The organism is Klebsiella sp. HMSC25G12 (genome assembly GCF_001807705.1).
In the GTDB taxonomy this organism is placed as follows: domain Bacteria; phylum Pseudomonadota; class Gammaproteobacteria; order Enterobacterales; family Enterobacteriaceae; genus Klebsiella; species Klebsiella variicola.
The window spans coordinates 1-19155 of sequence record NZ_KV789914.1 but is presented as its reverse complement, the minus strand read 5'-3'; the positions used below and the strand labels follow the sequence as shown (position 1 = coordinate 19155).

The 19155-nt window shown below is 55.9% G+C and carries 20 protein-coding genes; 18 read left to right on the top strand and 2 right to left on the bottom strand.

Annotated elements, in window-relative coordinates; translation table 11 throughout:
- Positions 1–2: 2 nt before the first annotated feature.
- The 6 genes from HMPREF3096_RS23385 (at position 3) to HMPREF3096_RS23365 (ending at position 5894) form a co-directional block, all read left to right on the top strand.
- On the top strand, positions 3–1331 hold the full coding sequence (locus HMPREF3096_RS23385) for a 6-phospho-alpha-glucosidase (protein WP_032730353.1): 1329 nt from the start codon (positions 3–5) through the stop codon (positions 1329–1331).
- A 731-nt stretch (positions 1332–2062) separates the two neighbouring features.
- Positions 2063–3508 carry a sugar porter family MFS transporter gene (locus HMPREF3096_RS23380; RefSeq protein ID WP_032730352.1) on the top strand — a complete coding sequence of 482 codons (1446 nt, stop codon included), beginning with the start codon at positions 2063–2065 and terminating at the stop codon, positions 3506–3508.
- Positions 3498–3941, top strand: coding sequence for a PTS sugar transporter subunit IIA (locus HMPREF3096_RS23375; RefSeq protein WP_032730351.1), 444 nt, complete (start codon positions 3498–3500; stop codon positions 3939–3941). Before HMPREF3096_RS23380 ends, HMPREF3096_RS23375 begins: the two co-directional genes overlap by 11 nt.
- A 432-nt stretch (positions 3942–4373) precedes the next feature.
- Entirely contained in the window at positions 4374–4613 is a 240-nt protein-coding gene (locus HMPREF3096_RS23370) for a hypothetical protein (RefSeq protein ID WP_012541738.1), read from the top strand.
- A 24-nt stretch (positions 4614–4637) separates the two neighbouring features.
- Positions 4638–4778, top strand: a complete 141-nt coding sequence (locus tag HMPREF3096_RS31085; RefSeq protein ID WP_012541739.1) for a hypothetical protein — start codon at positions 4638–4640, stop codon at positions 4776–4778.
- A gap of 189 nt (positions 4779–4967) precedes the next feature.
- Positions 4968–5894 (top strand): alpha/beta hydrolase, encoded by a 927-nt coding sequence (locus tag HMPREF3096_RS23365; RefSeq protein WP_022066172.1) that lies wholly within the window; start codon positions 4968–4970, stop codon positions 5892–5894.
- A 33-nt stretch (positions 5895–5927) separates the two neighbouring features.
- On the opposite strand, the gene HMPREF3096_RS23360 is transcribed toward HMPREF3096_RS23365, so the two are convergent.
- Entirely contained in the window at positions 5928–7583 is a 1656-nt protein-coding gene (locus HMPREF3096_RS23360; RefSeq protein WP_008804907.1) for a putative bifunctional diguanylate cyclase/phosphodiesterase, read from the bottom strand.
- Positions 7584–7879: 296 nt separating this feature from the next.
- On the opposite strand from HMPREF3096_RS23360, the gene HMPREF3096_RS23355 reads away from it, so the two are divergent.
- The 7 genes from HMPREF3096_RS23355 (at position 7880) to HMPREF3096_RS23325 (ending at position 11898) form a co-directional block, all read left to right on the top strand.
- Positions 7880–8128 carry a hypothetical protein gene (locus HMPREF3096_RS23355; RefSeq protein ID WP_008804908.1) on the top strand — a complete coding sequence of 83 codons (249 nt, stop codon included), beginning with the start codon at positions 7880–7882 and terminating at the stop codon, positions 8126–8128.
- A 310-nt stretch (positions 8129–8438) separates the two neighbouring features.
- The gene (locus tag HMPREF3096_RS23350) at positions 8439–8657 is read left to right on the top strand and encodes a ParD-like family protein (protein ID WP_002904808.1); all 219 of its coding nucleotides are present in this window, start codon (positions 8439–8441) and stop codon (positions 8655–8657) included.
- Positions 8638–9420 (top strand): type I methionyl aminopeptidase, encoded by a 783-nt coding sequence (gene map / locus HMPREF3096_RS23345; RefSeq protein ID WP_008804909.1) that lies wholly within the window; start codon positions 8638–8640, stop codon positions 9418–9420. Before HMPREF3096_RS23350 ends, map begins: the two co-directional genes overlap by 20 nt.
- 260 nt (positions 9421–9680) lie before the next feature.
- Complete coding sequence (locus HMPREF3096_RS23340; protein ID WP_032730350.1) at positions 9681–10796, top strand: serine hydrolase domain-containing protein; 1116 nt, start codon at positions 9681–9683, stop codon at positions 10794–10796.
- The gene (locus HMPREF3096_RS23335) at positions 10783–11127 is read left to right on the top strand and encodes a hypothetical protein (RefSeq protein WP_032730349.1); all 345 of its coding nucleotides are present in this window, start codon (positions 10783–10785) and stop codon (positions 11125–11127) included. The genes HMPREF3096_RS23340 and HMPREF3096_RS23335 overlap by 14 nt, the downstream gene beginning before the upstream one ends.
- A 28-nt stretch (positions 11128–11155) precedes the next feature.
- The gene (locus tag HMPREF3096_RS23330) at positions 11156–11689 is read left to right on the top strand and encodes a DUF2975 domain-containing protein (RefSeq protein ID WP_004205916.1); all 534 of its coding nucleotides are present in this window, start codon (positions 11156–11158) and stop codon (positions 11687–11689) included.
- A gap of 2 nt (positions 11690–11691) precedes the next feature.
- The gene (locus tag HMPREF3096_RS23325) at positions 11692–11898 is read left to right on the top strand and encodes a helix-turn-helix domain-containing protein (protein ID WP_004205917.1); all 207 of its coding nucleotides are present in this window, start codon (positions 11692–11694) and stop codon (positions 11896–11898) included.
- Between the two features lie 159 nt (positions 11899–12057).
- Here HMPREF3096_RS23325 and HMPREF3096_RS23320 read toward each other — a convergent pair whose 3' ends face one another.
- Entirely contained in the window at positions 12058–12345 is a 288-nt protein-coding gene (locus HMPREF3096_RS23320; RefSeq protein WP_008804913.1) for a type 1 fimbrial protein, read from the bottom strand.
- Positions 12346–12790: 445 nt separating this feature from the next.
- On the opposite strand from HMPREF3096_RS23320, the gene HMPREF3096_RS23315 reads away from it, so the two are divergent.
- The 5 genes from HMPREF3096_RS23315 (at position 12791) to HMPREF3096_RS23295 (ending at position 19061) form a co-directional block, all read left to right on the top strand.
- Positions 12791–13354 carry a fimbrial protein gene (locus HMPREF3096_RS23315; RefSeq protein ID WP_008804914.1) on the top strand — a complete coding sequence of 188 codons (564 nt, stop codon included), beginning with the start codon at positions 12791–12793 and terminating at the stop codon, positions 13352–13354.
- Positions 13355–13431: 77 nt separating this feature from the next.
- On the top strand, positions 13432–14127 hold the full coding sequence (locus tag HMPREF3096_RS23310) for a fimbrial biogenesis chaperone (RefSeq protein ID WP_032730347.1): 696 nt from the start codon (positions 13432–13434) through the stop codon (positions 14125–14127).
- Between the two features lie 15 nt (positions 14128–14142).
- Positions 14143–16644: a fimbria/pilus outer membrane usher protein gene (locus HMPREF3096_RS23305; RefSeq protein WP_022066169.1), complete on the top strand. Its 2502-nt coding sequence runs from the start codon at positions 14143–14145 to the stop codon at positions 16642–16644.
- Positions 16632–17636, top strand: a complete 1005-nt coding sequence (locus tag HMPREF3096_RS23300) for a fimbrial protein (RefSeq protein ID WP_032730346.1) — start codon at positions 16632–16634, stop codon at positions 17634–17636. Before HMPREF3096_RS23305 ends, HMPREF3096_RS23300 begins: the two co-directional genes overlap by 13 nt.
- A gap of 132 nt (positions 17637–17768) precedes the next feature.
- On the top strand, positions 17769–19061 hold the full coding sequence (locus tag HMPREF3096_RS23295; RefSeq protein ID WP_012968243.1) for a glycoside hydrolase family 10-like protein: 1293 nt from the start codon (positions 17769–17771) through the stop codon (positions 19059–19061).
- The last annotated feature ends 94 nt before the right edge of the window (positions 19062–19155 follow it).

The following is a 19155-nucleotide window of genomic DNA, read 5'->3' as shown; positions in this document are numbered from 1 at the left end:
AAATGAAAGATAACTTTGTGGTCACGATTGCCGGCGGCGGCAGTACTTATACCCCTGGGATTGTGATGATGTTGCTGGAAAATATGTCGCGCTTTCCCCTGCAGGAGATCCGTCTGTACGACAACCATCACCAGCGTCAGAAAACGATCGGCGACGCCTGCGCTATTCTGGTGGCAGAACGCTTCCCGCAGGTGCAGTTCAGCTATACCACCGATCCGCAGGCGGCCTTCACTGACGTCGATTTTGTGATGGCGCATATTCGCGTCGGTCTGTATGAAATGCGGGAAAAGGATGAAAAGATCCCGTTAAAATATGGCGTGCCGGGACAGGAGACCTGCGGTCCGGGTGGGATTGCCTACGGCATGCGCTCCATTGCCGGGGTGCTGGAGCTGGTCGATTATATGCAGCAATACGCTCCGAACGCCTGGATGCTCAACTATTCCAATCCGGCGGCCATCGTCGCGGAAGCCACCCGTCGCCTGCGACCCGACGCGCGCATCATCAACATCTGCGATATGCCGGTGGCTATCGAGGGGCTGTTTGCCGACATCCTCGGCCTGCCGTCGCGCAAGGCGCTGAACGTCCGCTACTATGGCCTGAACCATTTCGGCTGGTGGACCCGTATCACCGATAAAGCCGGTAACGATCTGATGCCGGCGCTGAAGCGTCACGTGGCGGAACAGGGATACAGCAGTCCAAAAGAAGATTTTCAGCATAAAGCGCCAAGCTGGATCGAAACCTTTAAAAAGGTGAAGGATGTGTTTGCCCTCGATCCGTCGACACTGCCTAACACCTATCTGAAATACTACCTCTATCCTGACTATGAGGTGGCGCACGCCGATCCAGACTTTACGCGGGCGAACGAGGTGATGGCCGGACGTGAAAAAGAGGTCTTCGATATGGCCCGGGAGATTACCCGTCGGGGCACGGCGGAAGGCGCGCATTTTCATGCCGGGGCCCATGCCACCTTTATCGTCGACCTCGCCTGCGCCATCGCTTTTAACACCCAGGAGCGGATGCTGTTGATCGTTGAGAACAACGGGGCGATCGCCAACTTTGATGAGACGGCGATGGTGGAAGTCCCCTGCCTGGTGGGCGTCAATGGCCCGGAGCCGCTGGCGATGGGGAAAATCCCGTCGTTCCAGAAAGGGTTGATGGAGCAGCAGGTGGCGGTCGAAAAGCTGGTGGTTGACGCCTGGGTTGAGGGTAGTTACCAGAAACTGTGGCAGGCCATTACGCTATCGAAAACGGTGCCCAGCGCCGCGGTGGCGAAAGCCATCCTCGATGAACTGATCGTCGCCAACGAAGGCTACTGGCCCGCACTGCACTGATCTTTTTCGTGATGGGTAAAATGCAGAGGATCCCCCTTCTCTGCATTTTTACCCAGCGTTCCCGCCGGCCACACATTCATCCTATAACCTCCCCCACGGGCTTTCTTCCCCTCCAGACCGTTGCCAGAAGGCCGCCATCCTCGTTTTACCCTGATCACAGTAATGAAATATAAATTCTATTCCAGGATATTATGGCGTAAAAATGTGATCTGCGTTGTATTCTTTGATTTACATTAACCTACTGAAAACAACATCATTATTACCGGCCTGTAAATTTAACCTGGTTTTCATGGGGATATGCTCCCTCCATCCTTTGTGATTGGCTTCATGCATTTACCATTCTGCAACACCAATTTGAAATTAAATTTTCATAATGTGATCTTGTAGCATGCTCATTCCATTTCTTTGTGCCATATTCTTATCACGATAAATCGCCGCAACGACAGCAACGTGCCACACCAGGGCGCTGTCCACCGGCAGACGTCGGCGCTGCCGACGCACTGAAGACCGCTAACCCGAAAAGGAGAACGGATATCGACTACATCCATGTCAACACCAAGCCGTAAACCTCTTTGACCGCCATTGCTGAGCGTACCCTGCCATGTGCTGAGCAATTACACAAAGAAGAAAAATCATTTAGTTCAGTTAGATACGACAACACAGGCGTAATAAATCCTGACTGGGGAGATGTATTTTTATCTTGTGTCGTTCAATAAAATAAAGGGACTACCATGTCATTTATAACAAACCTGAACCAGCAACAGAGAAAACGACTTCATCAGATCACCTTAGTGGCCACCTTCGGCGGCCTGCTTTTCGGTTACGACACCGGCGTTATCAACGGCGCTTTTTCCTCACTGAAGCAGTACATGGCGCTGACCCCGACTACCGAAGGGCTGGTGATGAGCGTCCTGCTGATCGGCGCCGCGCTGGGCAGCGTGTTTGGCGGCAAGTTTGCCGACTTCTTCGGCCGGCGCAAATATTTACTCTTCCTCTCTTTTATTTTTCTTATCGGCGCCCTGCTTTCCGCCGCAGCTCCCGATATCACCACCCTGCTGATTGCCCGCGCCCTGCTGGGCTACGCCGTCGGCGGCGCGTCGGTCACTGCCCCCACTTTTATTTCGGAAGTGGCGCCTACCGAGATGCGCGGTAAGCTGACCGGCCTGAATGAAGTCGCCATTGTCATTGGCCAGCTGGCGGCGTTTGCCATCAACGCGATCATTGGCATCATCTGGGGCCATCTGCCGGACGTCTGGCGCTATATGCTGCTGGTACAGGCCATTCCCGCTGTCTGCCTGTTTGTTGGCATGTGGCGCGCGCCGGAAAGCCCGCGCTGGCTGATCAGCAAAAATCGCCACGAGGAAGCGCTGCATATTCTCAAACAGATCCGCCCGGCGGAACGCGCGCAGAAGGAGTATGACGACATCTCCACCCTGATCAAAATTGAAGCCGGCAATAAGTACAGCGCTCAGGGCACCTTCACGACTATCCTCAAAACGCCATGGATCCTCAAAATTTTGCTGGTCGGTATTACCTGGGCCGCGTTGCAGCAAACTACTGGGGTTAACGTCATTATGTACTACGGCACGGAAATTCTGAATGCTGCCGGCTTCTCAGAGCGTACCTCGCTGATCTGTAACGTGCTGAACGGTGTCTTCTCCGTCGGCGGTATGCTGATTGGCGTGCTGTTCCTTGTCGACCGTTTCAAACGTAAGACGATCATTATCTACGGCTTTGCCATTATGGCCACGCTGCACCTGATTATCGCCGCTGTCGATTACACCCTGGTGGGCGATCTGAAAGCCACCGCCATCTGGCTGCTGGGCGCGCTGTTCGTCGGTGTGATGCAGGGTTCCATGGGCTTTATTACCTGGGTGGTATTAGCTGAGCTGTTCCCGTTGAAATTCCGCGGGCTGTCGATGGGGATCTCGGTATTTTTCATGTGGATCATGAACGCGGTGGTCAGCTACCTGTTCCCGCTGCTGCAGGCGAAACTGGGCCTTGGGCCGGTCTTCTTCATCTTCGCAGCCATCAACTACTTAGCGATTCTGTTCGTGGTCTTCGCCCTACCGGAGACCTCCAATAAATCGCTCGAGCAGTTAGAAGAAGAGCTGTCAGCGAATCATGAGGGTAAAAAATCTACGCGTCTCACCAGGGAGATTGGCTATGATCGATAACATCACGCTGGATAATCTGCATATCGGCTGCAAGGCCAGTAATAAAGCGGAAGTGATCGCTATGATTGGCGCGGAGTGTAAAGCCAAAGGATATGTGAATCAGGAGTGCGTTCACTTTCTGCTGGAGCGTGAACATCAGGTTTCCACTTTTTTGGGGAATGGCATCACCTTGCCACATTTGCCGAAATCCGCGACGGATATCATTCTCAAAACCGGCATTGAGATCTTTCAGTTCCCTGATGGCGTTATCTGGGATCGCAGCAACGTGATGTTTATTGCCATCGGCGTCATCGCGAAAGAAAAAGAGCATATTGATGTGCTCAAAGAAATTGCCTCGATATTTAGCGATGAACTGATCGCTAACGCGCTGTCATTAATTTCAGACAAAAAGGACTTCCTGAAAATTCTGCAACATAATGCCTTGCCTCATTAGGTATGACGCCAGCCGGAGCCTTGGCTCCGGCTGTTTCAGACCACTCCCGCAAGCGGCCAGCGGTGAATAGTGAATAGGTTTTAATTTAGCTGGTGATAGAGCCACATAAAATAATAACAATGGAAATTACCGTCATATTGTTAAATGGGCCATGGAGAATATTTCACTGCCACAATAAATTTTAAAAAACACCTATAAAAACAAGTGATTTCGTTTTTTTTACCCACCATTCTCTACGCCTTTCCATTGCCATGCTGCGATCGCTGCATGCCAGTGATTACTGCGCTATTTCATAAATTTTGATTTATATCAATACCTCGTCGGGCATTAAACTGCATTTTACAGCGCGATTATTTTGGCAAGGTGTATACGACATTGGTTTTACGACTTGGATATTTCTTTAGCCGTCCCTCAAGCCTGTGGGGATGGTTGATGTGTAACGCGCTTAACGGCATCGCGATTGTGCTTTGCTTTCGCGCGATAAGCATCGTGACGGGCTTTAGCGAAGTGGTCTGGCAGGTCATCATCACGCTGGCTATTATTATATCAACCTGGTACAGCGCTAATTATTTCGCTGCGCTGGAAGCTCGACGCGATAAACGACGCTTTATGCTGCTGGCCTGGGTGGTCATCACCATTCTGTTAAATTTCATTCACCTTGGCGGTGGTTAACGCTGTTAATGCAAGGATCATCTCATGACGCTGGCGATGCTGTGGGTGCTTATCAGTCATCATAAAGGGCTGACGCTGTTACTGATCGTGGTTATTGCGCTGGTGCTTATTGCGCTCATCCCGCTGGTAAAAAGGCTGTTGCGTAGCATCAACGGCGATCCCTGACCGTGTCCTGATGGCCGCCGACAGGCGGCCATGTATCCTGCGTTTTCGCTTCGCCCCCCCACCAGCCCCGTCCGGTATCCCACGCAGATCCAAAGCGCACAAAAGAAATGAGAACCATTATCAAACAAGCTGTGTTACCGTGTCAGCCCAACAAAATGACAGCTCAAAGAATACAGGGGGTTAGACAAGGTGAAGCGGAATTCAAGGAGCATCCGGGCGCGCGGGCTGCTGACGCTGGCGGTTGGCGTGCTCTTCTACAGTAGCGGTAGCACCGCCCGACCGGATCTTCAGCCGCTGGGGCCAAACATCGCCGATAAAGGGTCAGCGTACTATCATTTTACGCAACGTCAGTATGACTCCGCCGATGGCGAACGCCACTACCGGGTGTGGACTGCCGTGCCGGACAAAGCCCCGCCCGCCGCCGGCTATCCTGTGCTGTATATGCTGGATGGTAACGCGGTGATGGATAAGCTTAACGACGCCCTTCTGCAGCAGCTCTCCGCCGGCTCCCCGCCGGTGATCGTCGCTATCGGTTACCAGACAACGCTGCCCTTCGATACCGCCGCCCGGGCCTGGGATTACACTCCTCCGCTAAAGGCCTTCAAACCGCAAGTCGGGAAACCCGCGCTGCCGCCGCGAAAAACCGGAGGTAATGACCTGTTTCGTCAGTTGCTGACCGAAACAATGGTGCCGCAAACGGAAGCTCACCTGAAAATAGATCCCCACCAGCGCGCGATCTGGGGCCACTCCTACGGCGGGCTGTTTGTGCTCGACGCGTGGCGGAAGACCTCGCTGTTTCATCTCTATTATTCGGCCAGCCCGTCACTGGGCCAGGCGCAGGAATCTCCTCTGAAGGGCAGCGAAGCCTTAAGCGCCACCGCCTTCTCCGGGAAATCGCTGTATCTGCTGGAAGGTGATGGCAAAGCTGCCCGGGAACCCACCGGCCACGTGGCTTCCCTGAGTCTGTTGCGACACACTCAGCAGCAGCTGGCCGACAAAGGCCTGACGGTGGCTTTCTGGCGCTACCCTGGTATGACGCACGGTCAGATGTTTGACGTCTCGCTGCAGTCGGCTCTGCTGCATCTTTCCGGGCAGGCTCCGCTGGCGCATCAGTAATGACGCAGCGCCCACCCGCAGCCGGTGGGCGTATCAGGACGACGGAGGCAGGTGTTTAATATCCACCGGCTCGCCGAACAGAAAGCCTTGCATCTCGTCACACCCTTCCTCTTCGAGGATCTGCAGTTGCCCGGCGGTTTCCACACCCTCGGCGATAAGCGGCGTATTAATTGAATTTCCCAGCGAAATGATGGCCCGCACGAATGAGCGGACCTGGGGATTACTCTCCACATCAAGCATAAAACTTCGGTCGAGTTTAATCACGTCGAAATGGAAATCGCGCAGCATGCTCAGGGAGGAGTAGCCGGTACCGAAGTCATCGAGTGCGATGCTGATCCCCATTTTTTGCAGATGATGCAGGACGCTAAAGGCCAGCTGCTTATTGATGATGAACGCCGTCTCCGTCACTTCAAACTCAAGCAGGCTGACCGGATAGGCGGTACGCATCAGGATCTCGCGGACTTTTTCAATAAAGCTGCGGTGACGCAACTGCACCGGCGAGATATTGACCGAAACTTTTCTGTTGAGACCCTTTTCCAGCGATTCGTTACACACCTGCTCGAGCACCCAGTAACCTAAGGGCACGATGGCGCCGCTCTCTTCGGCGATGGGAATAAACACGTCAGGCGGGATCGGCCCCAGCTGCGGATGCTGCCAGCGCAGCAGCGCCTCGTAACCGGTGATCCGGCGATCTTTGATGTTGCGGATAGCCTGATAGTGGAGCGAAAATTCTCCAGCGTGAATACCGCGCCGGATGTCGGCGGCCATCATATTGCGCTGCCGCGTCTTGTCATCCATTTCACGTTCGTACCAGCAAATCTTGTGGTCGAGACTGCTCTTTGCCCGATACATGGCCAGATCGGAATTGCTCAGTACCGTGTTAATATCCGTACCGTCCTCCGGGTAGACCGAGATGCCAATGCTGGCGGAGAGAACCACTTCCGTCGCGGCAAACGTCTGCTTACCGCTGAAGCAGTGCCAGAGGCGCGCAGCAAAGGCATCCACTTCACCCTCATCGGCAAAAGGTTTAACGGCCACAAACTCATCGCCGCCAAAGCGCGCGACCATCTCCTCCTTCTGCAGCGTTTTCAGCACGGCGCCTGCCACACGCTGCAGCAGCTGGTCACCAATCAGATGGCCCTGCAGGTCATTAATCTCTTTAAACTTGTCTAAATCGATGGTGAAAATGGCAAAGCGGCGGGCATCATTACCGGTGATCAGCTTTTCCACCCGCTCAAAGAACTCCACCCGGTTAGGTAAACCAGTCAGCGCATCGTAGCGCGCCATCCATGCGATGCGGTCATTAATCGCTTTTTGTTCACTGATATCGCGGGTGATTTTGGCAAAACCCAGCAGGGTGTTCTGCTCATCGCGGATGGTATCGATCATGACATGCGCCCAGAATCGGGAGCCGTCTTTGCGGTAACGCCAGCCTTCCCCTTCGAACTGCCCGCTACGCAGGGCGATTTCCAGGTTTTTCGCCGGTACACCGGAGAGTTGCTCAGCTTCGCTATAGAAGAGACCGAAGTAGCAACCGATGATCTCGTCGCTCAGGTACCCTTTTGCCCGGCGGGCACCTTCGTTCCAGCTGATGACCGTACCGTCAGTGCTCAGCATGTATATGGCATAATCTTTAACACTTTCAATAAAGTGACGATAGGCGATATCCGTCAGGTGATCGTTACTCATGGTACAGCGCTCTCTGTGGCTCGGTCGTGGCAAAACGCACTAGATATAGCAGAACAACGCCCATGATGAATACAAGGTTAAGACGTTTTGTTGCCGCCTTTCTGGCCCTGGCAACCGCAGATAGCGCACCAGACAGCTCTGTTAAGCGTAGTGGAATCCACTGCGCCGGGTAATGACAATCTGACGATTTTTGCACTTAGGTCGCCCACTAATAGTTACTTTTATTGATTAAAAAGTTTGATTGAAAGAATAAATAAAAGGAGTAATGTTAATAATACTTTCTATGGAGGTTAAATATGTTGCGTGATTATTTAAAAGTGGAAAAAGAAGACCAGCTTGTTGAACAACAGAGCCGTCATGACAATAGCCAGCATTATTCTGCGGTGACTGAATGGGTTATTTTGAGTAAAGATGGTCAGCGTAAAGGTCGGGTATCCCTGTTCGACCGTTTCACCACCCGCCGCTCCTGGAGCGACAGCTTTCGCATTACGCAGTTCGATAATGCGGGTAAAGTGGTGGTGGATAAACTCACTGACGCGCTGTAACTCCCCCGGATTCCCGGCCTGACGGGAGAATATTCATACGCAAAATTAACACCTGCATTAAATATATTGATGCGCCGCGCTTCGCCGCCGTCATGTTATTTTCATTCTGCATACCGATAATCTAATGGGTATTTTCGCCATGGTGAATGGCGCGAATGATTAACCCGAAAAAAATGCTGAAAATAAGCCCGCTGGTCGGGCTTTTTTGCGTGGGCCTCTCGCCTCCCCCCCGGTCACGACACAAAATGCCCATGACATCCCGTGCCGGTCTGTATACGATGCATATACGAATCATATATGGACTGTCTCTATGGGAATCGTCAAAATCTCCGATCTATTGCACGATGATATTCGTGATGCCAGCAAAGCTATGTCCCGCTCCGTCAATGCCCAGGCGGAATACTGGATCCGTCTGGGCATGATGAGCGAGCTCTACCCCGAGCTTAACCACCAGCAGATCAAACTGCTGATGCTGAAATCCGGCTCTGACCGTCTGCTGGAGGTAATCAATGCCATCAATAATCATTAAAACCGCCGATGAACTCGCACGTCAGCGCCATGCCGGCCAGCTGCTGGCGTCGGTGTTTGATATGCTGGATACCTTTATCGTTCCCGGCGTAACGACGATGGCGATTAACGATCGAGTGGAAGATTTTATCGTCAACCAACTGCATGCCCGCCCGGCCAGCAAGGGGCAATACGATTTTCCCTATGTGTTGAACACCTCCATTAACGATGTGGTGTGCCACGGGATCCCCAAAGCGACCGAACATCTGCGCGCCGGGATGATTGTTAACGTCGATATCACCCTGGAGAAAGCGGGCATGATTGCCGACTCCAGCAAGATGTACCTGATAGGCGACGTCTCCCCGCTGGCCCGCCGGCTGGTAAAGACCACCTATGAAGCGATGTGGAAAGGCATTGAGGTGGTGAAACCTGGCGCGACGCTGGGCGATATTGGCCACGCTATTCAGCGCTGGGTCGAGGACCATGGCTACAGCGTGGTCAGAGAATATTGCGGTCACGGCGTCGGCCAGGAAATGCATGAGGAACCGCAGGTGCTGCATTACGGCCGCCCCGGAGAAGGCGCCGTGTTGCGCGAAGGAATGGTGTTCACCATTGAGCCGATGGTGAACCAGGGCGACAGCCGCATCAAAACCAAAAAAGATGGCTGGACGGTCGTCACCCGCGATAAAAAACTCTCCGCGCAATGGGAGCACACCGTGGCCGTCACCGCCAACGGATTTGAGGTGCTGACGCTACGCGACGACGAGCAGTCGCGGATCCGCTAAGTTTTCTTCTCCCGGCATAGCCGACATTTCTCGCTGGCGAGTACCTCTCTTCGTCAGCGCACTTTATTCCCTGGCCTCTATTGCCCCCCGCGTTCTCCACACCGCGCCGGGAGTGTCTGCTTTACTCCTCATAAAGTTAATCATAAAACGATAAATATTTATTGTAAAACGATAAACACCAGGCTAACCTGCGCTCACTTTAACACCAGGGAGAAGCGGTATTCCCTCACCTAGATGTCGTACCGCGTTAAGGAGAAAACATGCGCTGGAACCGCTATCGCCGGGACAGACAGATCATTGCCGCCGTGCTGGTTTTTACCGTCATCGTGGCGGCGGGGATCGCCCTGCAGCCCGGCTTTCATCCCCCCAGCTCCCGGACGACGGGGGATAAACAGCTGGTCTCGATATTAACGCCCCTGCTTCATGGTGCCCGCGGACAGGTCGCCGCAGCGCTGATTACGCCTCAGGGGGTGCGCTACGGTCTGTGGGGGAGCGAGTATACGACACAGTATGAGATCGCCAGCCTGAGCAAAACCATGACCGCCAGCCTGCTGCTGGAGGCTATTCGCCGCGGCGAAGTCACCGCGCAGACGCCGGTGTCGGCGCTGGTCCCGGAGATTGTCAGCCCGGTGCGGGATGTTACCCTGGAGCAACTGGTTTCTCACCGTTCAGGACTGCCACCGCTCACCGCGTCGGTTGGGCAGCGGCTGGCTATTCTGAGCGATATTGCCCGGCGGCAGAATCCCTGGCGCTACGATCGACCCGCGCTGATCGCGATGATGAACCAGGCCACCCTGCAGCCGACGAAATGGTTTGATTATTCCAACGCCGGGTTTGCCCTGCTCGGACTGGCGCTGGAGCGGGCGTCCCATCGCGATTTTGCCACACTGATGGCGCAACGGGTCTTTACCCCCGCCGGAATGCAGGGCGCGGAAGTGGCCCGGCACAATACTCCAGCCTCGCCGACGTTTACCATGGGCTGGTCAGCCTCTGGTTTCCCTCAGCAGCCATGGGTGATGGACGCCTTCGCCCCCGCCGGCGGCGTCCGCGCCACGATTGTCGATATGGCGAAATATGCCCAGGCGCTGCTGGCAGGAAACCTGGCGGGCAGTGAAGGTATGCACTCCCTGTTCGCCACCGATGATCCCGATTCCCGGGTGGGTTATGCCTGGTTCACTACCCGCGTCCGCGGACGGGAGATCGTCTGGCATGACGGGCAGAGTGGCGGCTTTGCGGCAATGATGGCCTTCGACCGACAGCGACAGACCGCGGTAGTGATCCTCTCCGATACCGCCTGGCCGGTGATCGGACCTGCCATCAAGCTCTTACTGGCTGCCACCCCTGATGAACAGGAGGCGCGTAATGAACGGAATTGACATCCTCTGGGCGCTGTTAACGCTGTTGTCGGTGATCCTGTTTATTTCCGGCGACTGGCTGGCGCAGCGAAAAATACGCCTGCTCAATTATGTTTTGCTGGCGACCGGGGTTATTTATCTCGCCGAGGTTTTCCAGACCCTGCAGAATCTCGGCAAAATGGGCTACCTGTTTCGGATGCTGACCTGGACCATCCAGTCGTCGGTCATCACCCTCAGCCTCTACCGCGTCTGGACCCGTCCGTGGTTTGCCAGCCGTCGTCGCGGCGTCCGGGCGATGAGCGTTGTCTTCGCCGTGGCCCTTATGTCATGCTTGGCGCGGCTGGTGCTTTAATTATTCTCATCAATCAGGAAGGTAAATTGTGAAGCAATCCAGAACCCGGCTGAGTCTGGCTATTATTAGCGGCATACTGCCCCTCTTTTTTATGCTCGCCCTGATCGTGCCGCTGTGGATTTTCTTTACCGGCGAACGATATTTTCTTTCCACCCTGCTGCACTTTGCTGAAGTGCCGTTAACCGACAACCCGGCCCAGGCGCCGGGGATGGCGAGACGTTTGCTGCTGCTGGCCCTGCTGTATCTTCCGGCCGGGCTGTTCGCGTTCGCTATCTGGCAGGGCATGAAGGTAACCCGTAGCGTCCGCCAGCGCAGCGTGCTCAGCCTCTCCCTGGCGCACAGCGTTCGTTACATCGCTCTGGCCATGGTGGGCATGGGGATCCTGTTGCCGGTGTGCCGCTTTCTGATCCCGCTGCTCGCCTGGTGGCCGCAGCCTTATTATCAGGTGGTGTTTCTGCTCAGCGACGGGGTGCTGCTTCTGACAGGAAGCTTGCTGTTTGTGACATTTCACGCCATGCTCCACGGGATCCGTGCTGAAGAAGAGAATAAGGAGTTTATTTAACGATGGCTGTGGTGGTGAATCTGGACAAACTGCTGGTGGAAAAAAAGATGACGTCCAGGGCGCTGGCGGCCTTTGTAGGCATTACCGAACAGAACCTGTCGCTGCTCAAGTCGGGAAAAGTCAAAGGCATCCGTTTTGATACCCTGTCCCGCATCTGCGAGGCGCTGGAATGTCAGCCCGGTGATATCCTCGCCTGGGAACCCGACTGAGGCGATACTCTGCTGTCGGACGACGGCAAGGATTGTTTTCATGAAATGTACTCTACGTGCGCGTCACCCCAGTAGTCACTGCTGACGCGCGCTGAAACCGCCCAACGCGTTACCCTTTACGTCCTGCATCCGCTTACCCTTCACCGCGTTTTTCTTACCTTAGCGATAGCGAATAATGACATCCGCTTCACTGTGCTGTGCATTTCGCCAGTGGAGACTGACCTCACCGCGATCATCCGGCATGGCATAGCGAGGGGGGTTGTCTGTCAAGGCGACCTGTTCCGGTGAACGGTGCTGGCACGAAACATCGATACGATTGCGCTGCGGCGCGATAAGACAAGCCGGATTGATGACACGTCCCGAAAAATGAACCTGACCGGAGAGCGCAGCAGACGACGCCAGCGGCGCCAGACACAGACATATTAGAGCGAGACGGAGCGGAGACATAGCAATCTTCCTTGATAGCGAGTGACACTGCGCGGCACAGAATCGTTCTGTGCCATCCAACCTGCGGCTTCCTGCCGCGATCTTCACGCTACGGCAAAATAGCGGCAGCGTAAACGATTATTCTGCCCTCTCCGGTCAACTGCCGGGAATAACAGCAATTTTTTGCCAGAACTTTGCCAAAACAGGCGTTCCCGGGAAATAATACATTCTGTATATAGAACCCAATTACAATATTAAATGAGATTATACTTACACCAAAAAATAAAGATTGTTACAGCTTAACACACCTTATCCATGGGCCTTTACGACGTTCTCCGTATAATCCCGCCCCCGACGGCAAGATACATTAGTGATGCTTACCGTTTTTTGTGAACAGAAATAAAAAACATGCTTTAAAAATGTTAAACGATTTAATTAACTTGTGATTATTTAATAAGGTTTGAGTATGAAAGAAAAAGGCACCCTGCTGGTTGTGGGTTCACTGCTGGCCTTCAGTCTGGCTACTGTGATCCCCGCCCGCGCGGCGGGCACACTGAATTTCACCGGTAAAATTATTAACGAGTCGTGCCAGATCGCCAACAACGGTGGCGATGTGAATGTCGATTTTGGCAACGTCGATATGTCGGCGCTGAAATCACATGAAGCGAAAACCGCAGAAACACCTTTTACCATCAACCTGACCGGCTGCCCGCTGGCGCAGAATATCAGCATTAGCCTGGAGGGTACCCCGGACACCAATGCTAACGGCACCAGCGCCGCCGTGCTGGCGCTCTCCGACGCCGCGGATACCGCCAAAGGCGTGGGCATTGAAGTCTTCTCTTCCCCTGACGGCTCAACGGAAGGCACTCAGTTGACCTTTGACAAGCAGAGCAAAACGGCGGTTTCGCAAGCCGACGAAAACGGTGATATTGCCTTTAATTTTATTGCCGATCTGAAGAGCGATTCCTCCCTGGATGTCACCGCCGGCAATATTAATGCCACAGCCAATATTGATATTGTATATGAATAGAATGTGCTGATTGCCGCTTTTACCGAGGGCAGCATCCCCTGCCCTTATTTTCATTCCTCGTGACCGGATCCTCAATTATGCAGTGTTATAAAATGGCTTTTTTCCTGAGCCTTCTCTTTTGTCCGCTCCTGGCGTCTGCTGCCGGGGTTGCCATTGCCGGCACGCGTGTCATTTATAATGAACAAAGTCATGAGGCCGACATCACGGTAAAAAACACCAATCCTCACGATCCGGTACTTATTCAGAGCTGGGTAGACGATCTGGCTGATAATAATAAATCACCGTTTATCGTCACCCCGCCATTGTTCCGTCTGGATGCTGGAGACAGCAACGATCTGCGCGTGTTATTAACCTCGGCGAAACTGCCAAACGATCGGGAAAGTTTGTTCACCCTGAATATCAAAGTGATTCCTGCCAATACCGCACCGGCTGGCGAGAACATTCTGCAATTTGCTATTAAGAATCAACTTAAGCTCATTTATCGCCCGGCAGGACTCCCCGGCTCGGCGCTCGACGCGGCGCAGCACCTGCGCTGGCACGTCAGTGGCAACCACCTGCAGGCGGAGAATGCCTCCCCCTATTATGTGACTATCACCACGCTCACCTGCGCGGGCCAGAACCAGAAAACACCGCTTGAGCACAGCGTGATTGCCCCTCACAGCCGTGAAGAGTACGCCCTGCCCGGCGAGGCCTGCACCCGCCAGGTGAGCTGGCGCATTTTGGATGATTTTGGCGCTGTGCAGACGTTTAGCGCTCCCGTTTCGGCGCACTAAAAGCCTGATGTCGCGATGCGCCACGGCCCGGCTCATACCGTTACCGTCGTCAGCCTCTCCATCCTGCTGGGCGGACAGAGCGCGCCCTTGCACGCCCAGGCGACCTTTAATATGGATCTGCTGGAAAAAAACGACCATTTGCCGGCGGTGGATCTGCAGCGCTTCAATCAGCAAACGAGCCAGCCGCCTGGCGACTATCCGGTCAGCTGGCAGGTCAACGGCGTCACCCTGGATGCCCGTAAGATCATCACGTTTCGCCAGAATGACCGCGGGCAGCTGACGCCCTGCCTTAAGCCGGAAGATCTGCTGCAGGCCGGTGTTAATCCGGCCGTGCTGTCCCAGGCGTCCGGCGCAACCTCCCGCTCATGTCCCGAACTCGCCACGCTGCTACCGGGCAGTACGGTCAATTTCGATTTTGCCCATCAGCGGCTGGCAATGACCCTTCCCCAGGCGCTGATGACGCGCCAGGCGAGGGATAATGTTCCTTCTGCGCTGTGGGATGAAGGTATCAGCGCCTTTCAGAGCAATTACCGCTATTCAGGCGCCAGCCAGCGAACCCGCGAGGGCAACACTGAGCGCGATAACTATCTGATGTTGAAAAGTGGCGTGAACGCCGGCGCCTGGCGCCTGCGCGCCAGCAACAGCCTGACCGCCAACAGCGACGATAAGCCCCACTGGACCACCAGCGGCGCCTGGCTTGAGCGCGATCTGACGCGCTGGCGGAGTGAACTGACGCTCGGGGATACCTTTACGTCGGGCGATGTATTCGACGCGGTACAGTTTCAGGGAATTGCCCTCGCCTCCAGTGATGCGATGCTCCCGGACTCGCAGAAAGGTTTTGCCCCGACCATCCGTGGGATAGCCAGAACTAACGCCCAGGTCACGGTTCGGCAAAATGGCTACGTGCTGTATCAAACCTACGTCACCCCTGGCGCGTTCGTGATTGACGATCTTTATCCCACCGCCAGTAGCGGCAATCTTGAGGTTGCCGTCAAAGAGTCGGATGGCGAAATCCGCCGCTTCACCCAGCCGTATGCATCGGTCACCAGCATGCAACGCGAAGGCAGCCTGAAATACAACCTGGTCGCCGGGCGCTATCATAGCGACGATGCCAGCCAGCGTCCGCTGATGATGCAGTTGTCGCTGATGCGCGGGTTCGCCCACAACCTGACGCTGTTTGGCGGACTGCAGAGCGCGGCGCAATATCATAACCTCTCGTTCGGCGCGGGACAGGGGCTGGGTGATGCCGGGGCGCTCTCGCTGCAGCTGTTAAACGCCCGCGACCGGCACCAGCAGGATCCGATCGATGGCCGGGCCTGGCAGCTCCAGTACAGCAAAGGTTTTGATCGTCTTGGCACGCAATTCACCTTCACCGGCTGGCGTTATTCGCATCAGCGCTATGCCACGCTGAGCGAGGCGTATTCCAGCCCGGATCCCGACGCCGACTCGCGGGATAACGACAACAAAAAAGCGACCCTGCAAATCACCGCCAGCCAGAGCCTGCCGTACGATATCACCCTCTATCTGAGCCTCGACCAGGACAGCTACTGGTCAGAGGGCGCCCCACAGCGTACCGCCAATATGGGGATCAGCAGCCAGGTTCACGGTATCGCGTGGTCGCTCAGCTACAGCGATGCACACAGTAGCGACGGTGACGAGGAGAATGACGAGCCGCACTCCGATAAAGTGGTGACATTGTCACTTTCAGTAGCGCTGAACCACCTGCTACCGGGGAGCTATGCCGGCTATACCCTGACCTCCTCCCGCCACAGCGCCGACAGTCAGATGGTCAGTCTCAATGGCACCATGCTGGATAATCACGCGCTCAGCTACGCCGTCAGCCAAACCCTCGATCAGCAAAACGGGCACAGCGGCAGCCTGACGGCCGGCTACAGCAGTGGAAGAGGCGATCTGAATCTCGGCTACAGCCGTGACTCGCAGGCCACTCGCCTGAACTACGGCGCCAGCGGGGGTATCCTGATTCACCGCCACGGGGTGGTCTTTACGCCGGAAATGAATGGCGCTGTCGTTCTGATTGACGCCGGTGGCGCCGGCGGTGTGACCCTCGCCAACCAGAGAACCATCGCCACCAATCGCGATGGATATGCCGTGCTGCCCTTCGCTACCGCCTATCACCGCAACGACGTCGCCCTCGACAGCCACTCGCTGCCGGAGAATGTGGATCTGGCCAACAGCACCGTGACGCGGGTTCCCACTAAGGACGCGGTGGTGCTGGCGCGTTTTCACACCCACGTTGGTTATAAGGCGCTGTTTACGCTGCAGTCGCAGGGACAACCGCTGCCCTTTGGCAGCGAAGTGCGCGCCAAAGACACCAGCAGCATCGTTGCCAGCGAGGGTCAGGTGTACCTCGCCGGCCTGGCGCCGAAAGGCACCCTGTATGCACAATGGGGGCCAGGCCCTCAGCAGCACTGTACTGCCCGCTACGATCTCACCCCGACGCTGGCGCAGACACCCCATCCACTCATTTTACAGCAGACGTTAACATGTCCTTTTTAACTCTCCTGCGTCGGGCCACCCTGACGCTGTTACTCGCCCTGTTACCCCCCGCCAGCGGATGGGCCTGTACGCCGGTGTTTGTCCGCGGCCAGGCCACCACCCTTCGGCTGAACGTAGGGCAACTCACCGTGCCGGCTGACGCCAGACCGGGCACCCCGCTGTATCACAAAAGTTTCGCCTGGGATCGCCTTAGCGACGGCGGCGAACAGTGGATCCGCTGCGCGGACGACCCGCATGGGCTGTCGCCGCTACAGCTGAACAGTTTGCTATCCGGGGGAGCGACGCGACCGACGGTTTATCAAACCAACCTCGCCGGCATTGGCGTTCGCGTATCGCTGCGCGTTATCGGCGGTTATGGCGGCTTCCCTGACCGGCCGACGCCCTCGCCGTTTAGCCAACGGGTGAACAATCCGGCCATATTGCCTGATGCGGTGTGGAAACTGGGCTATTTCCGCCTGACGATTGAGCTTATTAAAACCGGTCCCGCGGCGACACCGGGCGAGCTTGAGTATCACAGCGAGCACTTTTTAATGGCAGAGCATACCCCGCTGGCCGCGTTAGACTTAAGCGGCAGGGTCAACACCGCGGGATGTTCCGTGAATGACGCCACGCCAGCGCTGATTAAGCTGCCCGCCGCGATGCTTGACCACTTCGGCGGCGTCGGCAAAACCACCGGCGACACGCCTTTCGCGCTGCAACTGGATTGCAACAGCGCTGTGACTATTTCCCTGCGTGTTGACGGCGCGGAGCCCCTCACCGCCCGGGGGCATGGCGTTCTGCGCAATGACGCCACGGACGATCGGGCGCAGGGTATTGGTGTGCAACTGCTTTACCATCGCCAGCCGGTTTCCCTGAATCATGAGATGACGCTGGGCAGCGCGAGTGCGGGCCGGTTTATCCTGCCGCTCACGGCCCGCTACTACCAGACCCGTCCCCGGATCACCGCCGGTCAGGTGTCGGCCGTCGCGACCTATACCTTACATTATGACTAGGTGATGGCGAACCGACGGATGAAGGAATTGCTCTGACCCACGAATCGTAAGAGAATAGCCGCTACACGCGACGATCTGATTACACGGGAGTTCATCATCAGCCATTCTCGTCGATTCCCCTTAGCCAGCAAAGTGGCGCTGGCCGGTGCGGCCGTCATTGCCGTGGGCATGCTGTTCAGCTGCACCAGTAAGGCCCCTAAATCCCTTGTCACGACACCGAACACTACCGCCGTCAAAGCCAGCCAGACGCACCGGGAGCCGGTACGCGGCGTGTGGCTCACCACCGTGTCGCGCCTTGACTGGCCGCCGGTCGGGTCGATTATCGCCAGCACGCCGGAAAGCCGCATCACGCAGCAGAAGCTGGCGCTGATCGCCAAACTCGATAACCTGCAGCGCCTGGGTATCAACACCGTCTTTTTCCAGGTGAAACCCGACGGCACGGCGCTCTGGCGGTCGGACATTCTGCCGTGGTCCGATATGCTGACCGGCAAAATCGGCGAATACCCCGGCTACGATCCGCTGCAGTTTATGCTGGATGAAGCGCACAAGCGCGGTATGAAGGTTCACGCATGGTTTAACCCCTATCGTGTCTCAGTTAACACCAAACCGTCGACCGTTGCCGAGCTGAATAACACCCTCACGCAGGTGCCGGCCAGCGTGTTCGTCCTGCACCGTAACTGGATCCGCACCGCCAGCGATCGCTTTGTCCTCGACCCGGGCATTCCCGAAGCACGGGACTGGATCACCAGCATCGTCGCTGAAGTGGTGCAGAACTACCCGATTGACGGCGTGCAGTTCGACGACTATTTCTACACCGAAACCGCCTCTTCACCGCTTAACGACAATGAAACCTTCCGCCGTTACGGACAGGGTTACGCCTCGAAGGGCGACTGGCGCCGGCATAACACCCAGCAGCTCATTGCCCAGGTTTCCACTACTATCAAAAAGCTCAATCCGAACGTCGAGTTTGGCGTGAGCCCGGCCGGGGTGTGGCGCAACCGCTCGCACGATCCGGCGGGGTCGGATACCCGTGGCGCGGCCGCCTATGATGAGTCCTATGCCGATACCCGCAGCTGGGTGCAGCAGGGACTGCTCGACTACATCGCCCCGCAGATCTACTGGCCGTTTGCCCGCGATGCCGCGCGCTATGATGTGCTGGCCAACTGGTGGGCCGAGGTGGTTAAGCCGACGCATACCCGGCTGTATATCGGCGTGGCGCTGTACAAAGTGGGTGAGCCGTCCAAAAATGAGCCTGACTGGACGGTGGATGGCGGCGTGCCGGAGCTGAAAAAGCAGCTCGACCTCAATGAAACTCTGCCGCAGATCCAGGGCACGATCCTGTTCCGCGAAAACAATCTCAATCAGCCGCAAACCCGGCAGGCGGTCAACTATCTGCGCAGCCGCTGGGGGCAACCGCAGAGCTAACCGCCAGCCGGCTTCGCTATAACGCCTGCAGCCCTTGCTGCAGGCGGGCGTGCAGCTTCAGCATATTTAATGAGATGGTCACTCCCTCCTTCCC

What these genes read in the sequence shown, in the direction of transcription:
- HMPREF3096_RS23385 (WP_032730353.1), top strand. Translation starts at nt 3, where the DNA reads ATGAAAGATAACTTTGTGGTCACGATTGCCGGCGGCGGCAGTACTTAT.
- HMPREF3096_RS23380 (WP_032730352.1), top strand. Translation starts at nt 2,063, where the DNA reads ATGTCATTTATAACAAACCTGAACCAGCAACAGAGAAAACGACTTCAT.
- HMPREF3096_RS23375 (WP_032730351.1), top strand. Translation starts at nt 3,498, where the DNA reads ATGATCGATAACATCACGCTGGATAATCTGCATATCGGCTGCAAGGCC.
- HMPREF3096_RS23370 (WP_012541738.1), top strand. Translation starts at nt 4,374, where the DNA reads ATGTGTAACGCGCTTAACGGCATCGCGATTGTGCTTTGCTTTCGCGCG.
- HMPREF3096_RS31085 (WP_012541739.1), top strand. Translation starts at nt 4,638, where the DNA reads ATGACGCTGGCGATGCTGTGGGTGCTTATCAGTCATCATAAAGGGCTG.
- HMPREF3096_RS23360 (WP_008804907.1), bottom strand. Translation starts at nt 7,583, where the DNA reads ATGAGTAACGATCACCTGACGGATATCGCCTATCGTCACTTTATTGAA.
- HMPREF3096_RS23355 (WP_008804908.1), top strand. Translation starts at nt 7,880, where the DNA reads ATGTTGCGTGATTATTTAAAAGTGGAAAAAGAAGACCAGCTTGTTGAA.
- HMPREF3096_RS23350 (WP_002904808.1), top strand. Translation starts at nt 8,439, where the DNA reads ATGGGAATCGTCAAAATCTCCGATCTATTGCACGATGATATTCGTGAT.
- map (WP_008804909.1), top strand. Translation starts at nt 8,638, where the DNA reads ATGCCATCAATAATCATTAAAACCGCCGATGAACTCGCACGTCAGCGC.
- HMPREF3096_RS23340 (WP_032730350.1), top strand. Translation starts at nt 9,681, where the DNA reads ATGCGCTGGAACCGCTATCGCCGGGACAGACAGATCATTGCCGCCGTG.
- HMPREF3096_RS23335 (WP_032730349.1), top strand. Translation starts at nt 10,783, where the DNA reads ATGAACGGAATTGACATCCTCTGGGCGCTGTTAACGCTGTTGTCGGTG.
- HMPREF3096_RS23325 (WP_004205917.1), top strand. Translation starts at nt 11,692, where the DNA reads ATGGCTGTGGTGGTGAATCTGGACAAACTGCTGGTGGAAAAAAAGATG.
- HMPREF3096_RS23320 (WP_008804913.1), bottom strand. Translation starts at nt 12,345, where the DNA reads ATGTCTCCGCTCCGTCTCGCTCTAATATGTCTGTGTCTGGCGCCGCTG.
- HMPREF3096_RS23315 (WP_008804914.1), top strand. Translation starts at nt 12,791, where the DNA reads ATGAAAGAAAAAGGCACCCTGCTGGTTGTGGGTTCACTGCTGGCCTTC.
- HMPREF3096_RS23310 (WP_032730347.1), top strand. Translation starts at nt 13,432, where the DNA reads ATGCAGTGTTATAAAATGGCTTTTTTCCTGAGCCTTCTCTTTTGTCCG.
- HMPREF3096_RS23305 (WP_022066169.1), top strand. Translation starts at nt 14,143, where the DNA reads ATGCGCCACGGCCCGGCTCATACCGTTACCGTCGTCAGCCTCTCCATC.
- HMPREF3096_RS23300 (WP_032730346.1), top strand. Translation starts at nt 16,632, where the DNA reads ATGTCCTTTTTAACTCTCCTGCGTCGGGCCACCCTGACGCTGTTACTC.